Annotated in this window: 16 protein-coding genes and 2 pseudogenes; 9 read left to right on the forward strand and 9 right to left on the reverse strand. The window is 69.8% G+C overall.

Translation table 11 applies throughout. From position 1 onward, the window contains the following. Window positions 1-40: 40 nt before the first annotated feature. Window positions 41-460, reverse strand: a complete 420-nt coding sequence (locus ACGFMP_RS17050; protein ID WP_393673177.1) for a hypothetical protein — start codon at window positions 458-460, stop codon at window positions 41-43. A 141-nt stretch (window positions 461-601) separates the two neighbouring features. Between ACGFMP_RS17050 and ACGFMP_RS17055 the strand changes: the two genes are divergently transcribed. Beyond that, the gene (locus ACGFMP_RS17055; protein ID WP_393673178.1) at window positions 602-919 is read left to right on the forward strand and encodes a PadR family transcriptional regulator; all 318 of its coding nucleotides are present in this window, start codon (window positions 602-604) and stop codon (window positions 917-919) included. Between the two features lie 98 nt (window positions 920-1,017). After that, window positions 1,018-1,524, forward strand: coding sequence for a hypothetical protein (locus ACGFMP_RS17060; RefSeq protein ID WP_393673179.1), 507 nt, complete (start codon window positions 1,018-1,020; stop codon window positions 1,522-1,524). 70 nt (window positions 1,525-1,594) lie between these two features. Here the strand turns inward: ACGFMP_RS17060 and ACGFMP_RS17065 are convergent. Further along, a pseudogene (locus ACGFMP_RS17065) lies at window positions 1,595-5,020 on the reverse strand (NACHT domain-containing protein). Between the two features lie 129 nt (window positions 5,021-5,149). Between ACGFMP_RS17065 and ACGFMP_RS17070 the strand changes: the two are divergent. Beyond that, window positions 5,150-5,496: pseudogene (locus ACGFMP_RS17070) on the forward strand (IS21 family transposase); the annotation flags it as partial. A gap of 171 nt (window positions 5,497-5,667) precedes the next feature. Here the strand turns inward: ACGFMP_RS17070 and ACGFMP_RS17075 are convergent. The 5 genes from ACGFMP_RS17075 to ACGFMP_RS17095 form a co-directional block, all read right to left on the reverse strand. Then, window positions 5,668-6,105, reverse strand: a complete 438-nt coding sequence (locus ACGFMP_RS17075) for a hypothetical protein (RefSeq protein ID WP_393673350.1) — start codon at window positions 6,103-6,105, stop codon at window positions 5,668-5,670. Between the two features lie 271 nt (window positions 6,106-6,376). After that, the gene (locus tag ACGFMP_RS17080) at window positions 6,377-6,913 is read right to left on the reverse strand and encodes a GNAT family N-acetyltransferase (protein WP_393673181.1); all 537 of its coding nucleotides are present in this window, start codon (window positions 6,911-6,913) and stop codon (window positions 6,377-6,379) included. A gap of 216 nt (window positions 6,914-7,129) precedes the next feature. Continuing rightward, the gene (locus ACGFMP_RS17085; protein ID WP_393673182.1) at window positions 7,130-7,501 is read right to left on the reverse strand and encodes a DUF805 domain-containing protein; all 372 of its coding nucleotides are present in this window, start codon (window positions 7,499-7,501) and stop codon (window positions 7,130-7,132) included. A gap of 238 nt (window positions 7,502-7,739) precedes the next feature. Further along, complete coding sequence (locus ACGFMP_RS17090; protein WP_393673184.1) at window positions 7,740-8,168, reverse strand: DUF5959 family protein; 429 nt, start codon at window positions 8,166-8,168, stop codon at window positions 7,740-7,742. A 166-nt stretch (window positions 8,169-8,334) separates the two neighbouring features. Then, entirely contained in the window at window positions 8,335-8,670 is a 336-nt protein-coding gene (locus ACGFMP_RS17095) for a hypothetical protein (protein WP_393673186.1), read from the reverse strand. A 389-nt stretch (window positions 8,671-9,059) separates the two neighbouring features. Here ACGFMP_RS17095 and ACGFMP_RS17100 point away from each other — a divergent pair, with 389 nt between their 5' ends. Next, window positions 9,060-9,779, forward strand: a complete 720-nt coding sequence (locus tag ACGFMP_RS17100; protein WP_393673187.1) for a DinB family protein — start codon at window positions 9,060-9,062, stop codon at window positions 9,777-9,779. A 444-nt stretch (window positions 9,780-10,223) separates the two neighbouring features. Here the strand turns inward: ACGFMP_RS17100 and ACGFMP_RS17105 are convergent, their stop codons facing one another. Then, window positions 10,224-11,711: an FG-GAP repeat domain-containing protein gene (locus ACGFMP_RS17105; RefSeq protein WP_393673188.1), complete on the reverse strand. Its 1,488-nt coding sequence runs from the start codon at window positions 11,709-11,711 to the stop codon at window positions 10,224-10,226. A 1,014-nt stretch (window positions 11,712-12,725) separates the two neighbouring features. Between ACGFMP_RS17105 and ACGFMP_RS17110 the strand changes: the two genes are divergently transcribed. From ACGFMP_RS17110 to ACGFMP_RS17130, 5 genes are all read left to right on the forward strand, one after another. Further along, window positions 12,726-14,219 carry a serine hydrolase domain-containing protein gene (locus ACGFMP_RS17110; protein WP_393673189.1) on the forward strand — a complete coding sequence of 498 codons (1,494 nt, stop codon included), beginning with the start codon at window positions 12,726-12,728 and terminating at the stop codon, window positions 14,217-14,219. A gap of 15 nt (window positions 14,220-14,234) precedes the next feature. Further along, window positions 14,235-14,408 (forward strand): hypothetical protein, encoded by a 174-nt coding sequence (locus tag ACGFMP_RS17115; protein ID WP_393673190.1) that lies wholly within the window; start codon window positions 14,235-14,237, stop codon window positions 14,406-14,408. Between the two features lie 73 nt (window positions 14,409-14,481). Then, entirely contained in the window at window positions 14,482-14,715 is a 234-nt protein-coding gene (locus ACGFMP_RS17120; protein WP_393673191.1) for a hypothetical protein, read from the forward strand. Window positions 14,716-14,790: 75 nt separating this feature from the next. Continuing rightward, window positions 14,791-15,318: a SigE family RNA polymerase sigma factor gene (locus ACGFMP_RS17125; protein ID WP_393673192.1), complete on the forward strand. Its 528-nt coding sequence runs from the start codon at window positions 14,791-14,793 to the stop codon at window positions 15,316-15,318. Continuing rightward, window positions 15,315-16,181 (forward strand): hypothetical protein, encoded by an 867-nt coding sequence (locus ACGFMP_RS17130; protein ID WP_393673193.1) that lies wholly within the window; start codon window positions 15,315-15,317, stop codon window positions 16,179-16,181. Before ACGFMP_RS17125 ends, ACGFMP_RS17130 begins: the two co-directional genes overlap by 4 nt. A gap of 152 nt (window positions 16,182-16,333) precedes the next feature. On the opposite strand, the gene ACGFMP_RS17135 is transcribed toward ACGFMP_RS17130, so the two are convergent. Beyond that, on the reverse strand, window positions 16,334-16,759 hold the full coding sequence (locus ACGFMP_RS17135; RefSeq protein WP_393673194.1) for a hypothetical protein: 426 nt from the start codon (window positions 16,757-16,759) through the stop codon (window positions 16,334-16,336). Window positions 16,760-17,159 lie beyond the last annotated feature (400 nt).

Here is a 17,159-nt window from a genome sequence, read left to right on the forward strand (position 1 = left end):
TCGATGAGTCCCGCCGAGGATCGCCGGCGGCCGAGGTCGGTCAGCGGTAGGGCTGCCGATCGTCGCGGTGGACGGTAATGCTTCCGGCGAGTCGCCAGGAGCGGCTGTGCCGGGTCAGGGTCCAGCCCTGGGGGGCACGTCGGGCGGCGTGGATCCAGGTGGCGAGTTCGGGAAGTGCGTCCGTCCGCAGAATCCGGCGCGCCGCGGCCCGTTCGCCGGGTGGGAGCGGGGCGACGCGGATCGCCACGCTGTTCCACAGGCTGGGGTGCACGCCGGCGCCGTAGTTGGAGGACAGGGGCGGGGTCCAGTCGGCGTGCAGCAAAGTCCCGTCGTCGTACGGGACGTTGCCGAAGCGCAGCTCGACGAGGTCGGATTCCTGCTCGCCGAGTGCGGAGCGGATGTCTGTCGCGGTGAGCGGCCACGACAGGTCGCGAGGCAGGCGTCGGCTGCGGGACGGCATGGCCAAGGGTGGCATACGGCCTGGTGGGCGTGCATGTGCCTTTCGAGCGGTGACGGCGGGGACGCTGGCCGCGACCGCGCCGTCGGCGGGAGAGTGCCCAATCACCCGACTGTCGTACTCGATATATGCTCTACTGGTGGCATGCCCGCACCGATCAGGCTCACCAAACCCACCATCGCGGTGCTCGAAGCCCTGCTCGCCGCCACGGACGACAACCCCGCCTGGGGCCTGTCCATCTGCATGGACGCCGACCTGGGCTCCGGCACCGTCTACCCCATCCTCGACCGGCTCACCGGTGTCGCCTGGGTCACCAGCCAGGACGAGACCACACCGCACCCGGGCCGGCCCGCCCGTCGCTACTACCGGCTGACCGGCACCGGGCGCGCAGCGGCGCAAGCCGCCCTTGAGGCCCGGCGCACACGACGCCGCGTCACCTTCCGCCCGGCGGCGCAAGGGTGAGCGCCCCCGACTGCGACCCGCACGTGATCGTGCCTGCGGGCCCCTCGCAGGGCTGGTACGGATGCTCTTCCGACGGCCACGCCTACGAGCCGTCCGCAATGGGCATGCTGCTCCTCCTGATCGTCGGCTTGCTGATCCCGCTCGTATACGTCGCCGCCGCAGCGTGGCGACTCAGCGAGACCGACCATGGCCGCCGCCGACTGGTGGCGATGGCAAGGAGGTTGGACGGGCGGCCGGACGCCGGCGAAGGGCGGCTCGCCGACCTGCAGGGCGCTGCCGAGATCTCGGCCGCCAGGGGGCGGCGGATGGCCTGGGGACTGCTCACCTCTGCCGCGAGGGCCCGCGCCAGGAGGATGGTGGGCGGGGTGTGGACGCCCGTCGACTGGGTGCTGGCCTCATCCTCGCGCGCACAGGCGGCCATTGCGGCGGCGGTGGGTGCTCAGGCGGTGTACATCGACATCAGGCTGGGCCTGGACGCGCTGCTCACCGACGGCTGGGGCTGGTGCGGCAGTTGCGGGCTGGCGCTGATGGGCCTCGCCGCGTGGTTGCGCCGTGTCCGTGGGATCGAAGTGGCTGCGCGACAACGGCCTTCCGGCGACGAATAGCGCGGCCCACCCGCCGCGCCACGGCCCGATTCCCCCGCGGGGACACGCCTGTGCCCCCGAACGCGCCACGTCAGTTGCTCGCGGGTGGGGAGGGATCCGGGACGGGGGAGTAGTGGGTGGCGCGATATTCGTCGGCGGCGTGTCGGAGATCTGTGGGCATCGATTCGTGCAGGTAGTGGGCGGCCACGACACGGACCACCTGCTGACGGAGCGTGGGGCCGAACGTGTCGGGGATCCCGACGCGCAGCAGGTGGTCCGCGCGGCCGCAGATCTCGACGCCCACGCCGTGGTCGTGGGCGAGGACCCACATCCTCCAGGTGCGAGGATCGGCGAAGGGGAATGCGCCGGCAGCGGCGCGGGCGACCCGGATGAGCGAGTCGCGAGTGGCCGGGGACGGCCGCATGGCGAGCGCCTTCACCGCAGCGGTCGTGGCCGGCTCGGCGATGCGCTCGAGGCTGTCGGACACGAGCAGGCACAGGAGTTCGGCGGTGAGGTCCGGCGTCAGCCGCTCGGCGTCGCGAGCGAGCAGCCGCAGCAGTATGAAGGGCGCTGCCCGCCCCGCGGGGAGGAACCCCGTCCAGAGCAGGCACCGCCGGTAGCGCCGGGCCAGCTCATCCCCGGAGACCGTGCCGTCGGCCGTCCAGATCCGGAGCACGTCGTGCACGATCGAGGTCGCCGCGTCATCGCCCGATCCGGTGAAGGCGAGCAGTTCGTCGCCGAAGACGTCGACAAGCGGTTCCAGGGCGTGGCGGACCGCCGTGTCGTTCGTGCCCCCGGAGACGTCCGCCTTCTGCATCAGGTCGCGCCAGTGCGTTCGGTCCCACCGCAGCGTCCCGTGGCGCGCGCCCGGCGGGATGCCGTATTCCCAGAACATGTCCGCGGGTTCCCCGGACATCGGACCGTCCTGGGGTGCCGGCCGGACCACCAGTTCGCGGCGCTCTCCCACCCAGGTGTGCTCCAGCGACAAGGCCAGCGCGAAGCCCGTCCACTCCTCCTCGTCGAAGGACGACCGCCACAGCAGTGCGCGACGGTGCCAGGTTCCCGGCGGGTCCTCGGAGCGCGGGAAGATCAGGCTCACCCGGAAGCCGCCGGTGAGCGCCAGTACGCACAGCACGAGGTTCGCCTCGTAGGTCCCGTGCCGCGACGAGGTGGGGCGCCCCGGGTCGGGGCGGTAGTCCGCGTGCCCGTGCCGGGTGCGCTGCGCGTGCGCGGTGATCAACCGCACGGCCAGCTCCGTCATGCCCACCCGCTCCTGCGAAGGCAGCCGGTCCACGCGCGCCTGCACGAAGCGCAGCATCTGCCGCGAGGACAGCGGCACGTACGACAGCAGCGCGTGGAGCAGGTCGTCGTCCACGTCCTCCGGCCCCATCAGCAGGGCGGGCCGCCGGGCGAGCAGACCGTGCAGCAGCTGTACGGCCAGCCGGACGGCAAGGTACTCGCCGAAGGTGGCGTGCAGGAACTCGTACGTGGCCAGGTGCCGCGCCTCCCGAACGGCCCGGGCGCGCTGGATGAAGAAGAAGCGGCCCAGGGCGATCTCCGCCTGGTCCAGGGCGCCGCGGAAGCCGGACTCCGCGGCCGGGCGGCGGCCCAGCAGGGCGATGAGGTCCTCGTCGAGTTCGGCGGCGGTCACCCACTGGCGTCGGCGGTTGAGCATCCCGAAGGCGACCAGGGACAGCCGCTGGAGCTCCCGTTCGATCAGCGCGGCCATCTCGCCGTCACGCGGCGCCACGGCGGACTTGCGGACCTCACGCGCGGCGAAGGCGGTGAGCAGGTCCTCGTACAGGTCGGCCTCGTCGAGCGATGTGCGTGTGCGCAGCAGCGCGTTGTCGGTGGCGTCGTAGAGGGCCAGCATCAGCAGCAGCAGTGGCTGGGCGACGAGGTCGGGGTGGTGCGCGATGGTGGTGGCGGCGAGCGGCTGCCGGCCGCTCGCCGCCAGGTGGCGCGCGTTCGTGGCGTTCCAGATGTCCAGCCAGGCACGCACCTGGGGCTCGTCGAAGGGCTCGAGGCGCAGCGCGACCGTGCCCTGCGGACAGCGGGCGCGGTCGGCGACCGCGGTCCTGGTGGTGACCAGGGCGATCACCGGACGGCCCTGGTCGGCCTCGCGCCCTTGGAAGTGCGCGACACGCACCAGGAAGTCGGACTGGCTGACACCGGTGGCCTGCAGCAGTTCGTCGAAACCGTCGAAGATCACCACGGGAGTCCGGCCTGGTGCCGCCCGGACCAGGTCGGTCCAGGTGGCGTGCTCGCCGGTGGCCGACCGGATCGCGTACTCGATCTGGTCCTGGATCTCGACGTCTGCCGGCACCTCGCGCAGCACGACCCGAACCGGCAGGAATCCGGCCTCGGGCAGTCGGGCCGCCAGAACCTTGGTCAGCAGGGACTTGCCCGCGCCCGGCTGCCCCAGCACGAGGAGCGGCGCCGCGGTGGCGTCCGGGCCGGTGAAGGCGCCCGCCAGATACGTACTCAGGTCGTCGCGCACCTCGGCCTCGCGCCACAAGGCCTCCTCGGCGGGGCCGCCCCCCGAGGCGGCGCCGACGGCCAGGACCCGGAACCGGGGATCGAGATAGCCCTCCTCGACGCATGGCAGGACCACGCCGGCAGGCACATCGCCCTCGGCGAGCACGGGCCGGGTGAGAGCGGCGCGGTAAGCGGTGGAGAGGGCCGCGGCGACATCCGCGGGGCGGCCCGTCGTGGAGAGCTGGGCGAGCAGCGACTCCAGCCCGGCCAGCGCCTGCCGTACGGTGACGCGGGTGGCCTGGTGCTCCAGCCGGCCGGTCCAGAAGCCGAATTCGGGCACCTCGACAGCGAGCCGCGCGTACAACTCCCGGTAGCGGCCGAGCGCGGGCTCGTCGATGTGGAGCAGGGCCTCCTCCGCGGCCGTGCGGGCCGTCGCGTCCAGGGCGTCCCACAAGGCGAGCCCGCCGAGAAACGCCACCAGCCGGCGCGAGAGCGACAGGTACCACGCGCCGAGGCCGACGAGCACGTCCTCGAACGGCACGTGCGGCGACGGCACCGGCGCGTCCACCTCGACCATCGCCCGTGCGAAGTCCCGCGCCGCGGCGGCACCGCCTCCCCCCGCGACGGCCAGCTGCTCCTACCGGGTCATCCGGACGTCGGTCCATTCGAAGGGCAGGTCGGTCTCGCCGAGCACCTCGAAATACGCGGTCACCACCAGCACGGCGTGCGCGGCCTCCAGCCGCCGGCTGCGGTCCGCCCGGTCGGCGGTCCCCAGCGACTGCCGCAGCCGCCCCAGGACGTCCCGCCCCAGCCGCAGGATGCGGCCCTGGGCGCCGGCCAGGTTCAACACGGTGTCGCTGGCACCTCCCGTGGCCAGCGACAGCGCCCCGCCCAGCGCCTGGTCCAGCCCCGCCAGCCCTGCCGGGTCGCCCCCCAGCAGCACGACGGCGTCCCCGTAACCCACTGACTGCCGCACGCCCTTTCCCCCTTCCGGCGCCCCAAGTTTCCCACCCCGGCCCCGCGACCGCCGGGCCCTCACCCGACTGGTCCGCGGCCTTCCACCGATCCGCTCCCGGTGCCGGCGCCTGGTGAAAACTGACCCCCAGGCACTACGGGAATCTCTCTGCTGCAGGAATGGCCGCGGATGCCGGCCCCGGTGATCGTTGAGCGTTTCGCCTCCCCGATGGACTTCAACCAGCAGTTGCAGGACTGGCTTGTCCGCACGAACGACCGCATCGTCCGGTCGATCGAGGGCCGCTCTGTCGACCTGCTGGGGACCGACTACCGGGCGATGGTCCAGCTGCCGCCGGTCGTCCCGCCGATCGGGTTGAGTCACCGAATCCGGCTCGGCCGGGACTACTACGTACGCGTCGACACCGTCGCCTTCCATGCGACGGGAGGGTCGTCGGCCGCCATGCCCGGAACTGGGTCAGGCAGCAGGTCGTTACCGACCCGGGCCACGCGGTCACCGCCGCGAGGATGCGTGAGGCCCTCGCGCTCGACCGGCAGCGACGGCAGCGCTCACCTGCCTCACGAATCCTGCTCGGGCCGCCCGGGATCGGAAAGACGCACCTGGCCATCGGCCTCGGCGTCAAAGCCGAAGTCCTCACCTCACCGCGACTCCTGCCGGACCCGGGGCCGCCGCGAGCTGCTGACGAAGGACCGGGCAGGGCGGGGAGTGACCTGTCACAGCGTCCAGAAGCAATACAGCCGCAGGTCAGCGGAGCGAGCACGCTTGGCCAGGCCGACGAGTGCCGCCACGATCACTGTTGCCGTAGCGGCATCAAGTCCACGGACCTCACCGGCCGAAGACCAGGCCTCGGCTGCGGCCACGACACCGTCTTCGGTGGTGGAGGCCAGGACGTCGCACAGGGTGTCCGACACGGTCAGCACGAAAGGGCTGTCGACCTCTGCGGACGACAGCAGCTGTCCGACGCGCGGCCGTTTGCCGGCCTCCTCATAGCTGCAGCTCGTCATGATCGCTTCGAGCTGGGTGATGGCGTCGACCGGATCGATGTCCTTGAGGAAGATCACGTCCAGCCCAACACGTGTCGGGCCGCCTGCCCCGATCACGGCGACAGCTGTCGCGTCATCGGCGGCGGAGAAGTAGTCGGCGTCTGGCACAGACGGATTCTGGCATCCACCACTGACGACTGCCGACCACCACCGGGGCATCACGCCCGAGGGGGCAATTTCCGGAGACTGCCAGAGGGTCACATTTCGCGAAGCGTTGACACCCGGTGCGGCCCGCGTCGCCGGCGCCCGGCCAAGCTGCACGCAGACAGGGCTCATGCCCACAACCACCTGCGCAGAGCCGCGCTTCCATCCGCGATACACCACGGGCAGAAGCCTCCGTTGACCTCGCGGGCCGTATGGAAGGCCGCCGTAGCGGAGGTCAGAGCCGTATGGTGGCCAACAGGTTGGTTCCGTGCAGTGCATCCACTTCCTTCTGCTCGGTCTCAGTGAATCCGACCTTGGCCAGCACACGTCGAGAAGCGGTGTTCCAGTCCCAGACCGTGGCCCACAGACGTTCATGGCCGGATGCCCTCGCCCAGTCCAGAACCGCCAACGCGGCCTCGGTCGCGTACCCGTGACCCCATACCCGGCGTAGCAGTTCGAACGCCAGCTCCGGTTCCGCTGCCGACCCTCGCCCACTGTCGACCAGCCCGCAGTAGCCGATGACGTCACCGGAGCCCTTCCGCTCGACCGCCGGCAACCCCGTCGACCACAGGTGGTTGTTGCGGATCGAATCCTCGAGTTCCGCGACCGTGGGGTGTCCGGCGGCGTCGATTCGGCGGTGCGCCGGCACTCGTGGATCACGTTCGGTCCACAGCTCACGTTGGACGGCGGCCTCGGCCACCCGCCAAGGTCTGAGCAGCAGCCGACCTGTCTCGAGTACAACCTCACTGCCCGGAGCCGCGCCATCTGTCATGGCAGCAACCCTGTCACGGGTGAACGCGCTGTCCTGCGTCCGGGGCGCGCACGGTCCTGCCGATCGTGGGCGCCCGCTGTGCGGGTTGCTCATGGAGCCGCCTTCGACTCCTCTCGCTCGGACATCGGGCACAGCTCCCGCATGCTCGAGCAGGCTTTTCTGATCGGCTCCGTGCGCTGGCGAGGCGGTAGCGGCCGGTGCCGGCGGAGCGCGAGGTCAGAGGTGTGCGGGCGCGGCCTTGGGGCTCGGGCCGTGCGCGTTGGGTACGGCGTCGCCTTCGGTGCAGGTGAGGACGAGCAGCGCGATCCCGCCGAGTACGGGGATGACGCCGAGGAGCATCATCCATCCCGACTGGTGGATGTCGTGGAGTCGACGGACGGTGACCGCGATGCTGGGGACAAGCATCGCGGCAACATAGAGGTAGTAAGGGATCATGGTGCCGGTGGAAAGGCCTATGCCCGCCAGCACGATCACCGCGAAGACGTTGGCCAGGGTGAACATCCAGAACTCCTGGCGCCCGGCACGGCCGCTGAAAACGGCGTACTTCTTGAGCACGTCGACGTACCAGTGCACGATGATTCTCCCCAAATGTGCGGTCCATGACCGGTGATCCTTCGCACCGGAAAACCGGGCGGGAGAGCAGACAGTAAGGGCGCTGACCTGCGCAGGTCAATAAATTTTGGTCCACAAGGACGGCCCAGCGAGAGGCGGCAGCTGCATCTGCCGCGCCGGCACGAGCCGTGTGCACCATGAGTGGAGAATCAACGCCCCGTCGGCCAGGGGTACTCCGAGGCCAGGGCGCACAGGTCTCGGCGCAGGCAGCTTCCTACCCTGACAGCATCGGCACCCAGTGATCCATCACCAGGCGCAGACGCCGGCGATGGTCGGCAATCCAGTCGTCCGGCGGGACGAGCGGGACCCGTACGGTGACCATGGACCCTGACACGTCTTCCACGGCCACCTCCGGGCAGTCACGCTCGCCCGTGAGCTGGACGACGATGGACGGCCCTCTGCTCATTTTCATCCAGGCCGCATCCTCGCCGGCGTCAAGTCGGTCCAGCGTGTCGGCCCACTTCTTCAACCGCCCGACGTCCAGCCCAAGGTGGATTCGGCCGGACACGAAGGGCGTCTTGACGACGATTTCCGCGTCGAGCCCGGCGGTCCATCTGGGGTTACGTCCGTGAACGTTGACAGCGACGCTGTTGCCCTCGTCATCAGCGAGCGAGATGAGCTCCCTCGGGACACCGTCGCCCATGACTGCCCCTTCGTCGGCGGGTACAGAGCGATCCTCGCCGACTTGAGACCATCCCTCATCTCATTTTGTGTCGGCAGTTAGGGGACATCTGTGGCCTGGCGGCAACACCTTGGTCGGGGTGCCGGCAGTCGAACCGGATCCCTTTGCCGGCCATCCGGTGATCGTCTCAGCGGGATGTTCTCTCCTCCTGGGTCAGGGCTTGATCAAGTGCTCTGAGCGTCAGGCTTGTTGGTGATGCCCAGGAGTGGGAGGGCTCGTTCGGGCTGGTCGCGGATTGTTCTGGCCAGGGCAGGCCGGCGAGTTGCCGGTAGGCGGTCGCCTGATTCCGTTTGATCATGGCGATGTAGTGGGCGTTCTTGGTCTCGACGAGCCAGGTGACGTTCGCCTTCACCGAGTGCAGCGCGTCGAAGGTGACGAGAGCTCCGTCCAGGTCCGGCGGTTCGAGCAGGGGCAGGCCGCCAGTACGCGGCCGATCGTGGTCCGTGAGGGAGAGCGACGCCACCGCAGCGGATGCCGACGCACCCCGAGCGACCCAGCTTCACCAGGACTGCGGGGATGGAGAAAATACAGCGGCAGGCACGGGCTACCTCATGATCGTTGAGCTTCGACACCCCAACGATCACGAAGCCCATGCCTGCTCTGCTATGCACCCCAACCGGTCACCGCCCGACCCCGGAACTCGCTCAAGCCCTGCCGGGAAGGTCGAAGGACACGTTCAAGATCAAGATGCTCAAGCGTGCCATGTTCGGCCGGGCCTCGTTTCGGCTCCTCCGGATCCGGATCCTCACCTGGCCATGACCTCAAGCTGGTACCAGCCGTCCCCGGCGGTCCGCAGGGAGCGGCCGAACCGGGGAGGCTGGCTTGTCGGTGCTCGGACCTAGTATCCGGAGCATGACACGATATATCGACGAGGATCTGCACGGTGCGGAGTTCCGCGAGTGCGATCTGACCGGGGCACGCCTGATCGGCGTCGTCATGCAGGATGCCGTGATCGACGGGCTCGTCACCAACCTCGAGGTGAATGGTGTCGAGGTCACCGAGTACGTTGAGGCAGAGCTCGACCGGCGTCATCCAGTGCGGGTGCTGATCCGCTCCGAGGACCCTGACGATCTGCGTGAGGCATCGCGTCAGCTCCATGCCGGCTGGTCCGCCACGATCGAGCGAATCCGCCGTACGCCCGGCATCGAGCGCCGCAGCGTGAACGACGAGTGGTCGGCGGTGCAGACGATGCGCCACCTGGTCTTCGTCCACGACTCGTGGTTCCGCCGCTGCTGCCTGGGCTCGACGGAGCTGTTCACACCGATGGGCATCGGGACGACCGTCGAGCCCTACCGTGGAAAGCACGGGCTCGACCTCTCGCTCGATCCGGCCCTCGACGAGATCGTGAGCGTGCGTGACGCGCAGGCCGCCGAGCTCGAGGCCTGGCTCGACGAGGTCACCGCCGTGCAGCTCGCAGCGCGAGCGCCGGTGCCCGACGATGATGTCTGGCCGCCATACGCCCGGGGCCGCTTGGTGCGGCAGTGCCTCGGCACGGTGCTCAGCGAGACCTTCCAGCACCACGGCTTCTGCGTTCGCGACCTCGACCTGATCGAGGCACAGGACGCCGGATAGGGCCGGCTACGGACAACTGCACCCGCAACTCCTCGGCGATCACCGCGTTGTCGTCGCCGACGGCGAACCGCTCACCGGCCTCCATCCTCAGCTGCTCTCGCACCGCTCTACACCCGGCGGTCAACCCGCCACCTTGCGCATATCTCACACAACAGACGTACCGCCGGACCGAACAACTGTCAGCCCTCGACGACACCACACCTTAAAGCTCAGTAGACACCACAATGATCACAAAGCCCGCGTCTGCCCTGCTATGCACCCCAACCGGTCACTACCTGACCAACCGCACGAACCCGGAAGTTGCAACCGCCCTGCTCCTGGGGTGGGTTGAGCTGCGGTCGATGCACGGCATGCCGAGGCCGATCGCGGTGCCGAGTGGTGCAGCGACAAGCGGCGCCCGCACCAACCAAGGTGCGGGCGCCGTCCGTTGATGTTGCTACGGGCTCAGAACAGCTTGGTGTAGGTGTTCCAGCCGCCGCCCAGCGCCACGGGGCCGGTGAAGTGCCCGTCGCCGTAGGAGCTGTAGCGGTTGAGCGTGCCCGTGGAGGGGTCGACCACGAGCAGGTCGGCCCGGCCGTTGCCGTCGGCGTCGCCGGCCGAGGCCAGCATGCTGTATCCGCCCCATCCGGTGCCGAGGTTGATCCGGGGCGCGAACGGCGCTGCGGCGTTGCCCGTGCCCTTGAACTCGTAGAGCGAGCCGTCGGTGGACCTGGCCAGGATGTCGGCACGACCGTCACCGTCGACGTCGCCCGCCCCGACGATGGCGTTGTACACGTTCCAGCCGCCACTGACGAGCTGGCGGGTGGCGTAGGTCAGGCCGTTGCCGGTGCCGCGGAAGAGGTACAGGTCGCCGGAGGTGGTGCGGGCCAGCAGATCGCCCTTGCCGTCGCCGCTCAGGTCACCGGGGCCGAGGGTGGTGTTGTAGGCGTTCCACCCGGTGGTGATCGGAGCGTCGCGGTCGGCGTTGTACAGGGTGCCGCCGTCGACGTAGAGCAGCTCGGCGCGGCCGCTGTCCGAAAGGGAGTTGGCGAGAGCGAAGTCGGAGACACCGGAGAAGGCGCCGGTCTCACTCGCCTGGACCCGCGGGTAGAGCGCGCCCGTGTTGTCGGGGATGTAGTCGTACAGGGTGCCGGCGGAGTTGAAACCGATCATTTCCTTCTTGCCCCAGGCCGGGATGCCCCCCATACCGGCCATCAGGTCGATGACGTTGGCTCCGGAGCCGCTCGCGTAGCGCTCCTGGAAGCCGCCGACGCCGTTCGGCACGTGGGTGTACAGGTCGCCGTTGAAGGCCCTGCCGACCATGAAGCCGGTTCCGGACGCGTCGTTGCCCAGCCCGATCATCTGGTTGTACGTGCCCCAGTCGCCGCCGACTTGCAGCTTGGGGGCGTAGGGTGCGGCCGCGTTGCCCGTGGCTTTGTAGATGTAGATGTTGCCGCCGACCAGCGCCCTGGTGATCAGGTCGCTGATGCCGTCCCCGTCGAGGTCACCCATGCCGATGATCTGGTCGTAGACGTCCCAGCCGCCGCCGATCAGTGTGCGGGCCTGGAACGGCGCGCTGCCGTTGCCGGTGCCGGCGAAGAGGTAGAGCTTGCCGTCGTAGGTGCGCGCGACGATGTCGGCGCGACCGTCGCCCGTGATGTCGTCCACCGCGACGATCTTGTTGTAGACGTTCCAGCCGGTGCTGGTCCACCCCGCGGTGTTCGGGAAGTTCGTCGAGCTGAACAGTTCCAGTTTGCCGCTCGCGGTCAGGCCCAGGACGTCGGGGCCGGGAGCGCCGTCGATGTCGCCCGGCGTCAGCACGTCGACGAGGCCGATGTCGGACGGGCCCGTGCCGAGGTTCACGTCCTCGGTGGCCAGCGAGTTGTACCAGTTGCGGTCGACACCGCGGTAGAGCTGGTCGGCGACACCGTCCCCATCGATGTCGTAACGCATGGGCGCCGGTGTCTGTACAGCGGTGCCCGCCGCCGGCTTCGACTTCCGCGCCGCCTTCGGTGCGGCGATGTGCGGCGCGTGCGACGCGGCGGCAGGGTGCCGCTCGATGGTCTTGTGGCTTCCGGGCTCGGCCGCCTGGGCACCGGTCCCCAGTGCGAATGCGCCGAGGGAAAGGATTCCGGTTGTGCAGGCAGCGACAAGACGCCGGCGGCTGTTGGGCCGTACCGGCTGTGTTTCGGACACGAATCCCCCCATGGGATCTCAAACAATGAATCCCTGAACCGGTTTTGAAGAAGCGACCGGTTCTGGTCATCGAAGTGTAACCCCAGGGACTGACACTGTTCATGGAATTGCGCATGGACGAAGTCGAAGAACCCGACAAGTACCGGAATGTCACGCACTTCAGGCCGCTGCGCGGCGCGGACGCCGCAGTACCTGGGGCCGGATTGGACTGCTCGCGCAGACCGCTCCCCGGAAACGGCTGGACCGCGGCGACGAGTGGCGAACTCCAGGGTCAGACGGCGCCCCGACGGGCGGACGGCCTGCCGGGGGCAGCGAGAGCGCCCCCGGTTCACGGGCCGGCGGGCCGGACTTCCTGGCCCGGACGCGATTCTTGCCGAACTCGATCCCTGCGGCCGTCCCGGAAGCTCCGCCACGCGTTCCGGACCGCCATTCGCGCTGCTGCGGGCTTCGCGGCCATGAAATGGTGAGACGAATTCCGGATCCTTGTGAACAGTGGGATCCGCGGGTGTGTTTCCCGTATTTCCCGGCTCTCCTGTCCGCTCGTTCCGGTTTTCGTCCCGCGCTCGATGCATGCGCGGCGCATCCCCCTCCGCGGCCTCATCGCATGGACCTCTCATTCGAGGCCGACGCCTTGGGCGCGATCCGCGGCTGAGGTCACCAGGGCGGGACGGACTGTGGCTGTCGCCACGTCGGGGCGGGGGCCGGTGACGTTGACACGTACCGGTCCTGCTGGGTGGACTGGGGACGATCATCTCATCGTGGAGGAGTGACATGGGCACCCACGTCGGCAGCTCGCTGCCCAGCAGCACGCCTGCCGCACAGGGCGTGGACGCGCGCGGCGTCCACGCATTCCTCGACGCGCTGGAAGCGGCGCCCGGGATCGACCCCCACAGTGTCATGCTGCTGCGGAACGGGCACCTGGTCGCCGAGGGCTGGTGGGCGCCGCACACCGCGGACCGGCCGCAGCTGCTGTACTCCCTGAGCAAGAGCTTCACCTCGGTCGCGGCGGGTTCGGCCGCCGCTGAAGGCCTGATCGATCTGGATGCCCCGGTGGTGTCCTACTTTCCCGAGTTCGAGGCGGAGATCACCGATCAGCGCAGCCGGTCGATGCTGGTGCGGCACATCGCGTCCATGGCCAGCGGGCACGAGTCCGAGACGTGGGACCGTGCGGTCCCAGCCGACCGCGCCGAGCCCGTGCGCGGGTTCCTGTCCCTCCCGCCGGAGCGCGAGCCCGGCACGGTTTTCGCTTACAACCAGTCGTGCACGTACACCCTGGGTGCCATCGTGCAGCGGGTGACGGGGCAGTCCCTGACCGCGTATCTGCGCAAGCGGCTGTTCGACCCGCTGGGCATCACGGAGACGGTCTGGGAGCAGTTCCCTGCCGGGCGCGACCTGGGCTTCAGCGGGATGCACGCCACGACGGACGCGGTCGCCCGCCTCGGACAGCTCCACCTCCAGGGTGGAGTCTGGGAGGGCCGGCGGCTGCTTCCCGCCGAGTGGGTGGCCGAGGCGACCCGCTCGCACGTGTCGAACCACGATGGGACAGCGGAGGGTGCCGCCGACTCCGACTGGCAGCAGGGCTACGGCTTCCAGTTCTGGATGTCCCGGCACGGTTTCCGTGGTGACGGGGCGTACGGCCAATACTGCGTGATATTGCCGGAGTACGACGCGGTGCTCGCCCTGACCTCGCAGACCCAGGACATGCAGGAGGTGCTGGACGCGGTCTGGAGGCACCTGCTGCCCGCGTTCGGCGACGCTCCGCTGCCGGGCCGCGAGGCGGACGACGCGTCGCTGCGGTCGCGCCTGTCGCGGCTGCTGCTGCCGCCCGTGGCGGGCCGGGCCGCGCCCTTGGCCGGGGCCGGGCCGTGGGCGGGCGCGCGGTTCGTGCCCGAGGGGGGCACCTGTGCCCACCAGCCGACGCTCACGGAGGTGACCTTGCGGCACCGGGACGGAACCGGGAGCTCGGGGGACGACGGTGGCGCGGGCTGGGTGCTGGACCTCGCCGAGGGCGGGCAGCGCTTCGGCCTCGGGTTCGGCTCCGACGGCTGGACCACGACCGAAGGCGGCCCCGGGACCCCGCCATGTGCGGTCAGCGCCGGGTGGACGGATCAGGACACGCTCACGGCCACCGTGCGCTTCCTGGAGACGCCGCACAGTCTGGACCTGCGGTGCGTGCTTCGCACGGGCACCTTCACCGCGGAGTGGCGCACCAGGCCGCTGCACCCGCGACCGCTGCTGCACCGCATGTGCGCGCCTCGTCCCTGAACAGTGCGGGTACCCATGTACCATCCCACCCGGACGGACACCATGGTGCTGATCGTGGAGGGCTCCGCCGAGTCGGACCCGGCCGGGACGTTGGACACGTACTGCCTGACCCGTTCGCGCCCGACTGTGACCAGCGGCTTGTGGCAGCGCGTCAGCAGCTGCGGCCTGAGGGCTGACGGATCGGTCTGACCACCTCATCGGCTGGGTCACGGGTCGGTGAAGTGGCCACGGCGCGGAGCGGCCGCCCCGGACAATCACGGGCATGCCCGAGAGCACCGCTGGCCCGTGGATCCGCCGTCGCACCACCCGGATCGGGATCGTGCTGCTGGTATGCCTCATCTGGTCGGTCACCGCGAACCGGTGGAGCGCCAAGGGGTGCGACGCGATCCCGCAGTCCTACGTGCTGGCCGTCACCCACTTCGGAGCGCCAGGGCACTATGAGGGGTGCGAGGACGAGCCTGGCGGGCCGCAGTACACAGACGACTACGACGGCTGACCCGGATTGTCGACCTGACAGGGCGAGGCAACGGTTTGCCGTTCTCGGCGACTCAATGGGGTGAGGAGGTCGCCGATGAGAGACAGACCAACGGACCGGGACGAGGACTTCGTAGGTTTCGCCGCCAGCCGCCGTACGCACCTGTTCCGTACTGCCTTCCTGCTCTGCGGAAACCGGCACGCAGCCGAGGACTTACTCCAGCAGACCCTGGAACGGGTCTACGTGTCCTGGTCGCGCGTCCGGCGTGCCGACGAGCCCGACGCATACGTCCACAAGATCATGATCAACGAACACTCCCGCTTTCTGCGGCGCCGGCGGCGTGAGTCGCTGGTCACGGACGTGCCCGAGCCGAGAGAACCGGCCACGGCAGGGAGCGGCTGGGCGGAGACCCGCCCACAGCTGCTCGCTGCCCTCGCGGCACTGCCGCTCCGCCAGCGGCAGGCCGTCGTCCTGCGCTACTGGGAGGACCTGAGCGAGACCCAGGCCGCGGCGGCCATGGGTTGTTCGGTCGGCGCGGTCAAGAGCCAGGCGTCCCGCGGCATCGCGCGGCTGCGCCTGGCTCCGTCTCTCGGCGACCTCACCCCTACCGGAGGCATCGAATGACCCACGATGACGACGCCGTCGCCGTCGGCACCCTGCTTGCACGGCTCGCGGAGAGCGAGCCGTTGCCCCCGCCCCCGTCATCGACGTCGCTGATCAGCGGTGGTCGCCGCAGGCTGGTCAGGCGCCGAGCGGTCCTGGCCGGGGCCGCCGCGCTCGCCGTGACCGCGGTCGGAACAGCAGTGGCGCTCCCCGGCACCGCCGCTCACCACGCGTCCGCTCCTGCGGCCAGTAAGGCGGGACCGGCACCGGCCAAGCCCACCACGCCTCCGGCGGCCGACCCGATGAAGCCGTCGTCCAGCGTGGTGATCGGGCAGGGCACGGACAACCAAGGCCACACCTGGAGGGTGTCGGCACGGCTGTGGCCGGCTCCGCGCACGCACGACGAGGCTTTGGCGCAGCTGCGCGCCATCGCCGCGGACGAGAAGTTCCCTCCGGGCTGGGGGCCGATCGATGACAGCTGGGTGCCACCGCAGTTCGAGCAGAAACACCTCCAGGTCTCGGGGAGCCTCGACGGCGAGCGCTACCCCAATCCCAGCTACGACGACGCCGGGCAGTCCGCCGCCACCACCAGCCCGTACACCGTGGCGTCGGGTGTGTCGGGCGTCTTGATCGGCCCCGAATCCCGGATAGGGCAGACCCGTACGCTGGTCGGCGCGGTCGCCGACGACATCCGGCGGGTGAACATCCGCTGGTCCGACGGCACATCGTCCGACGCGCCGCTGGTGCGCGTCGCCGGCTCCACGCAGCGCTGGTTCGCCGTCAGGGCCCAGCACGGCCTGACGGGCGTGGTCACCGAGTACGGCGCGGGGGACCGGGTCATCATGCGGGACACGAAGTCCTTCGGGAAGAAGACACACTTCTGAAAGGTCCCCGGGCGCGACCCGCGCAGGCCGGCCCGGGGAGCCTGCTCCGGCTCGGCCCGCACCGGCCGTACCCCGGCTCAGCTTGTTCGAAGGATCATCTCAGGTGGCGGATGGGCTCATTGGTGCAGGTGGGTCAGCTGCCCCGGGCACCGTCAGGAGCCACCTCGGATACGTGCGGTGAGGACGGCCGCGAGCACCGCCGCGATCGGGGTTCCGACGAAAGCGAGCAGGACCCAGACAGGTCCGCCGGTGAGGAAAGCCGGGACCATGTTCTCGGTGAAGAAGACGGCACCGGCGACGATCGCCGCCCAGCTCCTGGGCGTCAGCGCTCGTGCCTTTCCCGGCAACAGAACCAGCGCGGCCCCTGTGGCAAGACCCGGAAGGAGCCCCAGGGCCGCGCCGCAGGCCAGGATGCCCACTCCAAATGCCAGTGTGCCGAGGGCAGAAGCCCCCGCGCCCGTGGCGGCTGCCCTGAGTGCGCTGAAGACGGATATGGCGGTCAGCACCGCAAACGGAGCGGCGGAGGCGAGCATGCCGTAACGGGCACCACGCCACACGATGGCCGACCTGAGCTGCATCTGCGCCCCTTTCCGGGCGTGCCAGGGGCCGGCGGGCGACCTCGGCTTGGCGAGTACGGGATCCGCCGGCCGCATGACCCGCCTGCCTTGCGCCTGTGCAGGCAGCGGAGTTCAGGGTTCTCGCCGACTCAGGACGGGTCGGCCGAATCCCTGCCGTGGCGTGCGGGGTCTGGCCATGCCGGGCGAAGAACCCGGCGGGGGAGTCGACGTGGCTCCGGTCACTCACCATGACCAGCTCCTCCCACCCCGCCCGATCGTGTGCCCAGTCTGGCACCGTTTTTGAACGTGTTCAAGAGCAACTTCCGGGCCGCAGGGAGAACCCGGCGCTCCCCGGCCATGGCGTGGCTCGACGTGTCGTCCGTGCGGCTTTCGAGCCCCTACCGGACCCGCGCAAGAAGGC

Source organism: Streptomyces sp. NPDC049040 (assembly GCF_043197715.1).
GTDB lineage: Bacteria > Actinomycetota > Actinomycetes > Streptomycetales > Streptomycetaceae > Actinacidiphila.